1 protein-coding gene is annotated in these 14,528 nt (G+C 66.5%); it reads right to left on the bottom strand.

The window, feature by feature from the left end:
* Window positions 1–177 precede the first annotated feature (177 nt).
* A complete protein-coding gene (locus tag OKW30_RS40755; protein WP_429349573.1) occupies window positions 178–14,442 on the bottom strand; it encodes an amino acid adenylation domain-containing protein in 14,265 nt (4,754 codons plus the stop codon).
* Window positions 14,443–14,528: the final 86 nt, after the last annotated feature.

The raw sequence follows: 14,528 nt of genomic DNA, 5'->3' as shown, positions 1-14,528 counted from the left end.
CGTCATGGTCGGACGACCCGCCGCCCGGCCGTGGACAACCCACAGCATCATCTCAACTGGAGGTCAGCCAACGGCCTAAAATTCAATTGCAGAACTGTCCGCGAAAGCGGGGTATCCCCAAAAAGGACGACTACCCCGAATCGGGTACCGGCCCTGCCGAGCCGCTTACCCTTCAGCCTACGAGAAACCATGTGCACTAGAAATCACGCTTACGTTCATTGAAATGGCTCGTGCCAAAACTCGGCGGTTTTCTGGAATGCTCACCATGGTCACGTGGTCGCCTGGAACCGGCACGGTATGAATAGCCGCCGCACTCAAAACCCGGTCCCACCCCCGCATGGGCGAAGTTGCTTGTGGATCTATTGAACTCTTGGCTCGTGCCCCACGAGGGGGGCGAATTTCAGTGGCATAAAACTGATGCATTCCAACTGGCAGGGATGGAGGTTGGTACCCCTGCAGCGCCCCGTGAAACCGAGCAATTTTTTCATACATCACCACATCGTTTCGCAGATCGCCTTTTGAAGGGATCGCTCCAATTTGCTGCGCCTTTTCAAGCAGCTGAGCAATCGAGCTTTGTTCAGCGAAGCGTTCAAGCTCTGCGAAGCGCTCGTCATCCAACGATTCGAGGCCTTCCAGAACTAGTTTGTTGGCGATTTGGGTGGGTGATATGCTTGAGCCATTTGCAGGTAGCGCAACATCGATGAATCCCATGAATGAAACACGTTCGCCTAGCCTCAATAGGTGCTGCGCAATTGCGTAGGCCAAGATTCCGCCTGACGAATATCCAGCAAGGCGATACGGCCCCGACGGCTGGATTTCTTTGATCACCTCGATTGCCTGCGCGGCTATTTCCTCAAGAGTTGATGGGCAAAGTTCATTGAAAGGCGGCCATGGCACAGCATAGACGGGACAGTCTATGTCCATTTCGGTTACCAATTTGACGGCGTAGGAACAGTCTCCCAACCCTGTCGGAACAAAGAAGAGCGGCGGTTGCGATCCCGTCGTACGGACGGGAATCACTCCCGGATTACTTGGCTGTGGTTCCAAATTGAGCTTCGATGCTAGGTCCTTCAGAATGGGTGTCCGGAAGAGATCGCTGGCGCTCAACTTCAGTCCAAGGTTTGAGGCTCGACTTAGCAGCTGCACCGCCAGCAGCGAATGACCGCCGAGCTCGAAGAAGTGGTCGTGACGGCCGACCCGCTCCAGCCCCAGAAGCTCGGCCCAGATGCCGGCCAGCGCCGTCTCGATCTCGCCTTGCGGCGCCGCATGGGCGGCCCGCGCATAGGCATCGTCGTCGGGAACAGGCAGCTCCTTGCGGTCGAGCTTGCCGTTGGCCGTCAGCGGCAGCGCCGCTAGCCGCACGAAGGCCGCCGGCACCATGTAGTCGGGCAGCCGCGCGCCAAGATGCGCGCGCAAGGCGCCGGCAAGCGCGCCTTGATCTTCCTCCTGGGCTCCCGCTTCGTGCTGGGCTCCCGCTTCCGGCGCGTACACCACATAGGCGACGAGCCGCATCTGGCCCGTTCGATCCTCACGCGCCACCACCACCGCATCGCGCACCCGCTCGTGCTCGACAAGGCGCGCCGCGATCTCGCCCGGCTCGATGCGGAAGCCGCGGATCTTCACCTGGTCGTCATTGCGGCCCAGGAACTCCAGATTGCCGTCCGCAAGGTAGCGCGCAAGATCCCCGGTCCGGTACATCCGCGCGCCTGCCTCATCACTGAACGGATCGGCCAAAAACCGCTCCGCCGTCAGCCCGGCACGGTTCAGGTAGCCGCGCGCCACCCCTGCCCCGCCGATATGGAGCTCGCCAACCGCCCCGAACGGCACCGGCGCGCCATCACCGGCCAGCAGATACACCCGCGTGTTCGCGACCGGACGGCCGATCGTCTCAACGACCGTGTCTCCCCTGGGCATGCAAACCCAGGTCGAATACGTCGTGGTCTCCGAAGGAGCGTACAGATTGCAAATCTTTTGGACGCGCGTGTTCTCGAAGACTCTTTCGATCAGACCTGCGCTCAGCGGTTCGCCCGCCAAATTGATGACGCTTGCCGAGGCGGGGACTGCTTCCTCGTCGAGCAGAGCGGTGATGGCAGAGGGTACTGTATTGATCAGCGAGACGTCCAAAGGCGCCTGCGCCAGTGCCAGGGCATTCTCAACGAGATAGAGCGTGCCGCCTTGCGAGAGCGCACCGAAGCACTCGTAGACAGACAGATCGAAGCTGATCGAGGTGGAGAACAGCATGCGGCTGGTCTCCGATTGCGCAAACACGTCGCTGTTCCAACCCAGCAGGTTCACGGTGCTTTGATGCTCGACCATGACGCCCTTGGGCGTGCCGGTGGAGCCTGAGGTGTAGATGATGTAGGCAAGATGGCGCGCGGTGAGCCCCAGCGCGCGCGGGTCGGGATCCGACGATGGCCGCCCGGCCCAGCCCGGCGTGGCGGTGTCGAGGTCGACCACGCTCACCTGACCAAGAGCATCCGCGCCGAGGGCCTGGCGCCCCGCCGCATCGCAAAGCAGCAGCCGGGGTGCGGCATCCTCAAGCACCTGGTTGAGCCGCGCGCTGGGATAGGCCGAGTCGAGCGGCACATAGGCGCCGCCCGCCTTCAGGATCGCCAGAATCCCAACCACCATGGCCGGGCTGCGCTCCAGGCAGATCGCCACCGGCTGGTCCGGCTTCACCCCAAGGCCGATCAGATGATGCGCCAGGCGGTTGGCGCGCCGATTGAGCTCGCCATAGCCCAGCTCCTCAGCCTCATGCACCACCGCCACCCTGTCCGGTGCCTGGCGCACCTGCGCCTCGAACAGCTCGTGGATGCACAGCTGCGAAGGATAGTCCGCCGCCGTCCGGTTCAGCTCCTCCAGGAGATAGCCGCGCTCGGCGGCCGGCAGGATGTCGAGCTCCCGCACCGGCGTGTTCGGCGCCCGCTCCAGCGCCTCGGTCAGCTCTTCGAGCGCCCGCTGCATGTAGCCGCAGACCCGGTCCGCAGAGACAGGCTCCGCCACCTGTGCGGTGAGGGCGAGCGCCTGGCCAAAATCTTCAACCGACAGGCTCAGCGGATAGTTGGTGCGCTCCTCCCCACCCAGCCATTCAATGCCGGACAGACCATCATCCGTCCCGGAGCCGGCCATGGCCGCCGGCGCGTTGTGACGGTAGTTCAGCAGCGCGCCGAACAGCGGCGCGGGTGCTGCGACGCCGCTGCAGCGTTGCGCCAGCGCCAGCGAGGCATGCTCATGCGCGAGCAGCTCGGAAAGCCGCGCATGCGTGGCCCGCACGCTCGCCTCGACCCCGGTGCCGTCGAGGTCGAGCCGCACAGGCAAGGTGTTGATGAACAGCCCGAGCGCACGGTCGGCGCCGGCACCGGCATGCATGCGCCCGAACAGCACCGTGCCGAACACCACCTGCTCGTGCCCGCTGCTGCGCGCCACCACCTGCCCCCAGGCCAGATGGCACAGACTGGCCAGGCTCACCCCCAGCCGCCGCGCCTGGGCCCGCAGCCGATCGTTGAGCGCCTGCGGCAGCCTCCGATGCGCCTCGCCAATCCCGCTGCCGTCGCCATGGACCTCGCTCAACCCGAACGGCAGGACCGGCTCGTCGATGTCGGCCAGCATCGCCCGGAAGAACTCTTCATGCGCCTTGGCATCGACCCCCAGCCGCGCCTGCGCCACCAGATTGCGGAACGGCTGCGGCGCGCCAAGCTCATGCGTGCGCTCCTCCAGCACCGCCCGCACCTCGGCATGCATCACGTCCAGCGTCGTGTGATCCCCGATCAAATGGTGCTGCAGCTCCAGCAGCAGCCAGCGCCCCGTGCCCGGCTCGCGCGCGATCACAAACTGCAACAAGGGTGCCCGCCCAAGGCTGATGCGATAGTGACGCGGGTCGAACCGGCGCTTCAGTTGCTCATGAGCGGGGCCGTCATCTTCATCCAGCTCGAGCTCGCTGATCTCCAGCCGCGCACGACGCCACACCACCTGGGCCGGGCTCGAGAGCCCCTCCCAGACAAAGGCCGTGCGCAGCATGTCGTGACGGTCCACCACCTGCTGGACCGCACCAAGATAGCGCTCCAACAGCTCGCGATCGGCAAAGGCCATCTGCGACACCAGCAGATACGGATCGCCCCGCCCGGCCAACAGATGATGGAACAGGATGCCTTCCTGCAGCGGCGACAGGCCATAGATGTCCTGGATGTTGGCGACCCCGCCCGGCACCGTGGCGACGACCCGGTCGATCTCTTCCTGCGTCAGCTCGATCAGCGGCAGCATCTGCGGGCTGATCGACGTGCTGTGCTCGTCGATCAGGTTGGCCGGCACCGCCACCTCGCGATGGCTTCCAAGGCTTGCGGCCAGATCGCAGAGCACCGGCCTGGCGAACAGGGTGCGCACCTCCACCCCAAGCGACAGCCGCCGCAGCCGCTCCATCAGCTGCACCGCCAGCAGCGAATGACCGCCGAGCTCGAAGAAGTGGTCGTGACGGCCGACCCGCTCCAGCCCCAGAAGCTCGGCCCAGATGCCGGCCAGCGCCGTCTCGATCTCGCCTTGCGGCGCCGCATGGGCGGCCCGCGCATAGGCATCGTCGTCGGGAACAGGCAGCTCCTTGCGGTCGAGCTTGCCGTTGGCCGTCAGCGGCAGCGCCGCTAGCCGCACGAAGGCCGCCGGCACCATGTAGTCGGGCAGCCGCGCGCCAAGATGCGCGCGCAAGGCGCCGGCAAGCGCGCCTTGATCTTCCTCCTGGGCTCCCGCTTCCGGCGCGTACACCACATAGGCGACGAGCCGCATCTGGCCCGTTCGATCCTCACGCGCCACCACCACCGCATCGCGCACCCGCTCGTGCTCGACAAGGCGCGCCGCGATCTCGCCCGGCTCGATGCGGAAGCCGCGGATCTTCACCTGGTCGTCATTGCGGCCCAGGAACTCCAGATTGCCGTCCGCAAGGTAGCGCGCAAGATCCCCGGTCCGGTACATCCGCGCGCCTGCCTCATCACTGAACGGATCGGCCAAAAACCGCTCCGCCGTCAGCCCGGCACGGTTCAGGTAGCCGCGCGCCACCCCTGCCCCGCCGATATGGAGCTCGCCAACCGCCCCGAACGGCACCGGCGCGCCATCACCGGCCAGCAGATACACCCGCGTGTTCGCGACCGGACGGCCGATATGTGGCACAACGTTGTCACTGAAGATCCGTCCCGAGGTCGCCACGACGGTAACTTCAGTAGGGCCATAGTTGTTTATTAGCTTGAGAGGCGACGGTAGCAGGGAAGGCACGCGCTGGAGACGATCACCGCCGATCAGCAAGTACTCCAACGTGAGATTTACCAGCTTGTCTTCCAGCGCGGTTGTAGCCAGCGGCGTAACTAAGAAGGCAGTCTCCAACGATTGATCACGCCACCATTGCAACAGACGCGAGGAATCTCCCGCTGCCGCTCTGGGTGGGAGCAGCAAGGTGCTACGATTGTATAAGGCAGACCATAGCTCCCAAGCGCTGGCATCGGATGCTAATCCGGCCGTGAGTGTGCAGCAGGTTTCTGGTTGCGGACAGAACGTTTGCACATGCCATGCTGTAAGGTTGACCAGGCTTTGATGCTCGACCATGACGCCCTTGGGCGTGCCGGTGGAGCCTGAGGTGTAGATGATGTAGGCAAGATGGCGCGCGGTGAGCCCCAGCGCGCGCGGGTCGGGATCCGACGATGGCCGCCCGGCCCAGCCCGGCGTGGCGGTGTCGAGGTCGACCACGCTCACCTGACCAAGAGCATCCGCGCCGAGGGCCTGGCGCCCCGCCGCATCGCAAAGCAGCAGCCGGGGTGCGGCATCCTCAAGCACCTGGTTGAGCCGCGCGCTGGGATAGGCCGGGTCGAGCGGCACATAGGCGCCGCCCGCCTTCAGGATCGCCAGAATCCCAACCACCATGGCCGGGCTGCGCTCCAGGCAGATCGCCACCGGCTGGTCCGGCTTCACCCCAAGGCCGATCAGATGATGCGCCAGGCGGTTGGCGCGCCGATTGAGCTCGCCATAGCCCAGCTCCTCAGCCTCATGCACCACCGCCACCCTGTCCGGTGCCTGGCGCACCTGCGCCTCGAACAGCTCGTGGATGCACAGCTGCGAAGGATAGTCCGCCGCCGTCCGGTTCAGCTCCTCCAGGAGATAGCCGCGCTCGGCGGCCGACAAAAGCTCGATGCGGCCGACCGGCTGCCCGGCATCGGCAACCATCGCCCGCAGCAAGGCCAAAAGATAACCGCGCTGCCGCCCGATCGTCGCTTGATCGAACAGCGCCGTGGCATAGTGCAGCGATCCGGCAATCTCCTCGCCGCACTCGCCAAGGCTCAGCTCCAGGTCGAACCTGACCTGAGCGAAGCCATTGCCGGTTGCCTCCACGCTCAGCCCTGGCAGATCGAGCGTCTCGACGGCCTCGTTCTGCCAGGCCAGCATCGCCTGGAACAACGGCGTGTGATCGAGCGCGCGCGGCGGCTTGACGATCTCAACCACCTGCTCGAACGGCAGGTCCTGATGCTCCTGCGCGGCCAGCGCCGTGCGCCGCGTGCGCTCCAAAAGCTCGGCCACGCTCGGCGCGCCCGACAGGTCCAGGCGAAGCGCGAGCGTGTTGACGAAGAAGCCGATCAGCTCCTCCACCTCGCGCCGGCCGCGATTGGCGCTCGGCACACCGATCACAACGTCGTCCTGCCCCGACAGACGCGAGAGCACCGCCGCCCAGGCCGCCAGCACCGCCATGAACACCGTCGTGCCATGCTGCCGGGCCAGCCGCTTCAGCCCCCGCGTCAGAGCCGCATCGATGACGACCGGCACACCGGCCCCGGCAAACGACTGCTGCGCCGGCCGCGGACGGTCCGTCGGCAAGCCAAGACAGGCCGGAGCGCCCGACAGGGTGTCGCGCCAGTACTGCGCCTGGCTGTGCAGCCGCTCCCCCGACAGCCACTGCCGTTGCCAGGCGGCATAGTCTCCATACTGGATCGCAAGCGGCGGCAAAGGATCGTCCTGCCCAGCCACGAACGCCCGGTAAAGGCTGCTCAGTTCACGCACCAGGACGCCCATCGACCAGCCGTCCGAGACGATGTGATGCTGCGTCAGCAGAAAGACGTGCTCCTCATCCGACAGCCGGATCAGACGAGCGCGGATCAGCGGCCCGCGCGACAGATCAAACGGCGTGTCCGCCTCTTCACGGCACAGATCCAAAAGTGCGGTCTCGGCATCCGGCCGGCCGGATAGATCGTGCTCGACCAGCGGCAGACCCGCATCCGGCGGCAGGACCTCGACCCGGGGCTTGCCTTGCGGCGCGACAAAGACATTGCGCAACGCCTCATGACGCGCAAACAGACGGTCAAGGCTCAGTTGCCATGCGGCCCGCTCGAGCCGACCCGTAAGCCGCAAGGCCAGCGGTATGTGGTAGTTGGTGCTGGCCTCATCCAGCTGCGCCAAGAACCACAGCCGCTGCTGTGCGAACGACAGCACGAGCGGCTGCTCGCGCGACACCGCCATGATCGCCGGCAGCTCGTGCGGGCCAGAGCGGCTCAACACCTCGACAATGCTTGCCGCCAGATCGGCAAGCACCGGCCTGGCGAACAGCGTCGTCAGCGGCACGTCCACGCCAACAGCCCGCGACAGCCGGCTCAACAGCTGCACCGCCAGCAGCGAATGACCGCCGAGCTCGAAGAAGTGGTCGTGACGGCCGACCCGCTCCAGCCCCAGAAGCTCGGCCCAGATGCCGGCCAGCGCCGTCTCGATCTCGCCTTGCGGCGCCGCATGGGCGGCCCGCGCATAGGCATCGTCGTCGGGAACAGGCAGCTCCTTGCGGTCGAGCTTGCCGTTGGCCGTCAGCGGCAGCGCCGCTAGCCGCACGAAGGCCGCCGGCACCATGTAGTCGGGCAGCCGCGCGCCAAGATGCGCGCGCAAGGCGCCGGCAAGCGCGCCTTGATCTTCCTCCTGGGCTCCCGCTTCCGGCGCGTACACCACATAGGCGACGAGCCGCATCTGGCCCGTTCGATCCTCACGCGCCACCACCACCGCATCGCGCACCCGCTCGTGCTCGACAAGGCGCGCCGCGATCTCGCCCGGCTCGATGCGGAAGCCGCGGATCTTCACCTGGTCGTCATTGCGGCCCAGGAACTCCAGATTGCCGTCCGCAAGGTAGCGCGCAAGATCCCCGGTCCGGTACATCCGCGCGCCTGCCTCATCACTGAACGGATCGGCCAAAAACCGCTCCGCCGTCAGCCCGGCACGGTTCAGGTAGCCGCGCGCCACCCCTGCCCCGCCGATATGGAGCTCGCCAACCGCCCCGAACGGCACCGGCGCGCCATCACCGGCCAGCAGATACACCCGAAGATCGGGGATGCGCGCACCAATCGGACTTCCCGACACGGAAGTGTCGGGCTCGCCAAGAGGTCGATAGGTTGCATGCACGGTAATTTCCGTGATGCCGTACATGTTGATCAGTTGCGGGGTGGAATCTGGATACTTTGCATACCAAGCCCTCAGAATCGGCGGCTCCAGGGCCTCCCCGCCAAAAATCACATATCGAAGACGGTTGCGAACACTGCTCTGGCAGTCCGCATCGATGAACGTTCTGAACGCCGAGGGGGTCTGGTTCAGAACCGTCACGCCCGACTTGCAGATTAGATCATGGAAGTCAGGAGCACAGCGAGCGGTATCGACCGGCACGAGTATCAAACGCCCGCCGTAGCGCAGCGCACCCCACAGCTCCCACACTGAGAAGTCGAACGAGAAGGAATGGAACAGGCACCATACGTCGTGTTCGGTGAAGCCATACCAATCCTGGGTCGCCTCGAACAAACGGGCAATCTGCGCATGCTCGACCATGACGCCCTTGGGCGTGCCGGTGGAGCCTGAGGTGTAGATGATGTAGGCAAGATGGCGCGCGGTGAGCCCCAGCGCGCGCGGGTCGGGATCCGACGATGGCCGCCCGGCCCAGCCCGGCGTGGCGGTGTCGAGGTCGACCACGCTCACCTGACCAAGAGCATCCGCGCCGAGGGCCTGGCGCCCCGCCGCATCGCAAAGCAGCAGCCGGGGTGCGGCATCCTCAAGCACCTGGTTGAGCCGCGCGCTGGGATAGGCCGGGTCGAGCGGCACATAGGCGCCGCCCGCCTTCAGGATCGCCAGAATCCCAACCACCATGGCCGGGCTGCGCTCCAGGCAGATCGCCACCGGCTGGTCCGGCTTCACCCCAAGGCCGATCAGATGATGCGCCAGGCGGTTGGCGCGCCGATTGAGCTCGCCATAGCCCAGCTCCTCAGCCTCATGCACCACCGCCACCCTGTCCGGTGCCTGGCGCACCTGCGCCTCGAACAGCTCGTGGATGCACAGCTGCGAAGGATAGTCCGCCGCCGTCCGGTTCAGCTCCTCCAGGAGATAGCCGCGCTCGGCGGCCGGCAGGATGTCGAGCTCCCGCACCGGCGTGTTCGGCGCCCGCTCCAGCGCCTCGGTCAGCTCTTCGAGCGCCCGCTGCATGTAGCCGCAGACCCGGTCCGCAGAGACAGGCTCCGCCACCTGTGCGGTGAGGGCGAGCGCCTGGCCAAAATCTTCAACCGACAGGCTCAGCGGATAGTTGGTGCGCTCCTCCCCACCCAGCCATTCAATGCCGGACAGACCATCATCCGTCCCGGAGCCGGCCATGGCCGCCGGCGCGTTGTGACGGTAGTTCAGCAGCGCGCCGAACAGCGGCGCGGGTGCTGCGACGCCGCTGCAGCGTTGCGCCAGCGCCAGCGAGGCATGCTCATGCGCGAGCAGCTCGGAAAGCCGCGCATGCGTGGCCCGCACGCTCGCCTCGACCCCGGTGCCGTCGAGGTCGAGCCGCACAGGCAAGGTGTTGATGAACAGCCCGAGCGCACGGTCGGCGCCGGCACCGGCATGCATGCGCCCGAACAGCACCGTGCCGAACACCACCTGCTCGCGCCCGCTGCTGCGCGCCACCACCTGCCCCCAGGCCAGATGGCACAGACTGGCCAGGCTCACCCCCAGCCGCCGCGCCTGGGCCCGCAGCCGATCGTTGAGCGCCTGCGGCAGCCTCCGATGCGCCTCGCCAATCCCGCTGCCGTCGCCATGGACCTCGCTCAACCCGAACGGCAGGACCGGCTCGTCGATGTCGGCCAGCATCGCCCGGAAGAACTCTTCATGCGCCTTGGCATCGACCCCCAGCCGCGCCTGCGCCACCAGATTGCGGAACGGCTGCGGCGCGCCAAGCTCATGCGTGCGCTCCTCCAGCACCGCCCGCACCTCGGCATGCATCACGTCCAGCGTCGTGTGATCCCCGATCAAATGGTGCTGCAGCTCCAGCAGCAGCCAGCGCCCCGTGCCCGGCTCGCGCGCGATCACAAACTGCAACAAGGGTGCCCGCCCAAGGCTGATGCGATAGTGACGCGGGTCGAACCGGCGCTTCAGTTGCTCATGAGCGGGGCCGTCATCTTCATCCAGCTCGAGCTCGCTGATCTCCAGCCGCGCACGACGCCACACCACCTGGGCCGGGCTCGAGAGCCCCTCCCAGACAAAGGCCGTGCGCAGCATGTCGTGACGGTCCACCACCTGCTGGACCGCACCAAGATAGCGCTCCAACAGCTCGCGATCGGCAAAGGCCATTTGCGACACCAGCAGATACGGATCGCCCCGCCCGGCCAACAGATGATGGAACAGGATGCCTTCCTGCAGCGGCGACAGGCCATAGATGTCCTGGATGTTGGCGACCCCGCCCGGCACCGTGGCGACGACCCGGTCGATCTCTTCCTGCGTCAGCTCGATCAGCGGCAGCATCTGCGGGCTGATCGACGTGCTGTGCTCGTCGATCAGGTTGGCCGGCACCGCCACCTCGCGATGGCTTCCAAGGCTTGCGGCCAGATCGCAGAGCACCGGCCTGGCGAACAGGGTGCGCACCTCCACCCCAAGCGACAGCCGCCGCAGCCGCTCCATCAGCTGCACCGCCAGCAGCGAATGACCGCCGAGCTCGAAGAAGTGGTCGTGACGGCCGACCCGCTCCAGCCCCAGAAGCTCGGCCCAGATGCCGGCCAGCGCCGTCTCGATCTCGCCTTGCGGCGCCGCATGGGCGGCCCGCGCATAGGCATCGTCGTCGGGAACAGGCAGCTCCTTGCGGTCGAGCTTGCCGTTGGCCGTCAGCGGCAGCGCCGCTAGCCGCACGAAGGCCGCCGGCACCATGTAGTCGGGCAGCCGCGCGCCAAGATGCGCGCGCAAGGCGCCGGCAAGCGCGCCTTGATCTTCCTCCTGGGCTCCCGCTTCGTGCTGGGCTCCCGCTTCCGGCGCGTACACCACATAGGCGACGAGCCGCATCTGGCCCGTTCGATCCTCACGCGCCACCACCACCGCATCGCGCACCCGCTCGTGCTCGACAAGGCGCGCCGCGATCTCGCCCGGCTCGATGCGGAAGCCGCGGATCTTCACCTGGTCGTCATTGCGGCCCAGGAACTCCAGATTGCCGTCCGCAAGGTAGCGCGCAAGATCCCCGGTCCGGTACATCCGCGCGCCTGCCTCATCACTGAACGGATCGGCCAAAAACCGCTCCGCCGTCAGCCCGGCACGGTTCAGGTAGCCGCGCGCCACCCCTGCCCCGCCGATATGGAGCTCGCCAACCGCCCCGAACGGCACCGGCGCGCCATCACCGGCCAGCAGATACACCCGAAGATCGGGGATGCGCGCACCAATCGGACTTCCCGACACGGAAGTGTCGGGCTCGCCAAGAGGTCGATAGGTTGCATGCACGGTAATTTCCGTGATGCCGTACATGTTGATCAGTTGCGGGGTGGAATCTGGATACTTTGCATACCAAGCCCTCAGAATCGGCGGCTCCAGGGCCTCCCCGCCAAAAATCACATATCGAAGACGGTTGCGAACACTGCTCTGGCAGTCCGCATCGATGAACGTTCTGAACGCCGAGGGGGTCTGGTTCAGAACCGTCACGCCCGACTTGCAGATTAGATCATGGAAGTCAGGAGCACAGCGAGCGGTATCGACCGGCACGAGTATCAAACGCCCGCCGTAGCGCAGCGCACCCCACAGCTCCCACACTGAGAAGTCGAACGAGAAGGAATGGAACAGGCACCATACGTCGTGTTCGGTGAAGCCATACCAATCCTGGGTCGCCTCGAACAAACGGGCAATCTGCGCATGCTCGACCATGACGCCCTTGGGCGTACCGGTGGAGCCTGAGGTGTAGATGATGTAGGCAAGATGGCGCGCGGTGAGTCCCAGCGCGCGCGGGTCGGGATCCGACGATGGCCGCCCGGCCCAGCCCGGCGTGGCGGTGTCGAGGTCGACCACGCTCACCTGACCAAGAGCATCCGCGCCGAGGGCCTGGCGCCCCGCCGCATCGCAAAGCAGCAGCCGGGGTGCGGCATCCTCAAGCACCTGGTTGAGCCGCGCGCTGGGATAGGCCGGGTCGAGCGGCACATAGGCGCCGCCCGCCTTCAGGATCGCCAGAATCCCAACCACCATGGCCGGGCTGCGCTCCAGGCAGATCGCCACCGGCTGGTCCGGCTTCACCCCAAGGCCGATCAGATGATGCGCCAGGCGGTTGGCGCGCCGATTGAGCTCGCCATAGCCCAGCTCCTCAGCCTCATGCACCACCGCCACCCTGTCCGGTGCCTGGCGCACCTGCGCCTCGAACAGCTCGTGGATGCACAGCTGCGAAGGATAGTCCGCCGCCGTCCGGTTCAGCTCCTCCAGGAGATAGCCGCGCTCGGCGGCCGACAAAAGCTCGATGCGGCCGACCGGCTGCCCGGCATCGGCAACCATCGCCCGCAGCAAGGCCAAAAGATAACCGCGCTGCCGCCCGATCGTCGCTTGATCGAACAGCGCCGTGGCATAGTGCAGCGATCCGGCAATCTCCTCGCCGCACTCGCCAAGGCTCAGCTCCAGGTCGAACCTGACCTGAGCGAAGCCATTGCCGGTTGCCTCCACGCTCAGCCCTGGCAGATCGAGCGTCTCGACGGCCTCGTTCTGCCAGGCCAGCATCGCCTGGAACAACGGCGTGTGATCGAGCGCGCGCGGCGGCTTGACGATCTCAACCACCTGCTCGAACGGCAGGTCCTGATGCTCCTGCGCGGCCAGCGCCGTGCGCCGCGTGCGCTCCAAAAGCTCGGCCACGCTCGGCGCGCCCGACAGGTCCAGGCGAAGCGCGAGCGTGTTGACGAAGAAGCCGATCAGCTCCTCCACCTCGCGCCGGCCGCGATTGGCGCTCGGCACACCGATCACAACGTCGTCCTGCCCCGACAGACGCGAGAGCACCGCCGCCCAGGCCGCCAGCACCGCCATGAACACCGTCGTGCCATGCTGCCGGGCCAGCCGCTTCAGCCCCCGCGTCAGAGCCGCATCGATGACGACCGGCACACCGGCCCCGGCAAACGACTGCTGCGCCGGCCGCGGACGGTCCGTCGGCAAGCCAAGACAGGCCGGAGCGCCCGACAGGGTGTCGCGCCAGTACTGCGCCTGGCTGTGCAGCCGCTCCCCCGACAGCCACTGCCGTTGCCAGGCGGCATAGTCTCCATACTGGATCGCAAGCGGCGGCAAAGGATCGTCCTGCCCAGCCACGAACGCCCGGTAAAGGCTGCTCAGTTCACGCACCAGGACGCCCATCGACCAGCCGTCCGAGACGATGTGATGCTGCGTCAGCAGAAAGACGTGCTCCTCATCCGACAGCCGGATCAGACGAGCGCGGATCAGCGGCCCGCGCGACAGATCAAACGGCGTGTCCGCCTCTTCACGGCACAGATCCAAAAGTGCGGTCTCGGCATCCGGCCGGCCGGATAGATCGTGCTCGACCAGCGGCAGACCCGCATCCGGCGGCAGGACCTCGACCCGGGGCTTGCCTTGCGGCGCGACAAAGACATTGCGCAACGCCTCATGACGCGCAAACAGACGGTCAAGGCTCAGTTGCCATGCGGCCCGCTCGAGCCGACCCGTAAGCCGCAAGGCCAGCGGTATGTGGTAGTTGGTGCTGGCCTCATCCAGCTGCGCCAAGAACCACAGCCGCTGCTGTGCGAACGACAGCACGAGCGGCTGCTCGCGCGACACCGCCATGATCGCCGGCAGCTCGTGCGGGCCAGAGCGGCTCAACACCTCGACAATGCTTGCCGCCAGATCGGCAAGCACCGGCCTGGCGAACAGCGTCGTCAGCGGCACGTCCACGCCAACAGCCCGCGACAGCCGGCTCAACAGCTGCACCGCCAGCAGCGAATGACCGCCGAGCTCGAAGAAGTGGTCGTGACGGCCGACCCGCTCCAGCCCCAGAAGCTCGGCCCAGATGCCGGCCAGCGCCGTCTCGATCTCGCCTTGCGGCGCCGCATGGGCGGCCCGCGCATAGGCATCGTCGTCGGGAACAGGCAGCTCCTTGCGGTCGAGCTTGCCGTTGGCCGTCAGCGGCAGCGCCGCTAGCCGCACGAAGGCCGCCGGCACCATGTAGTCGGGCAGCCGCGCGCCCAAGATGCGCGCGCAAGGCGCCGGCAAGCGCGCCTTGATCTTCCTCCTGGGCTCCCGCTTCGTGCTGGGCTCCCGCTTCCGGCGCGTAC

The organism is Paraburkholderia sp. Clong3 (genome assembly GCF_050436485.1).
GTDB lineage: Bacteria > Pseudomonadota > Gammaproteobacteria > Burkholderiales > Burkholderiaceae > Paraburkholderia > Paraburkholderia tuberum.
Note: the sequence above shows the minus strand (reverse complement) of the source record. Positions and strands in the feature narration are given on the sequence as shown.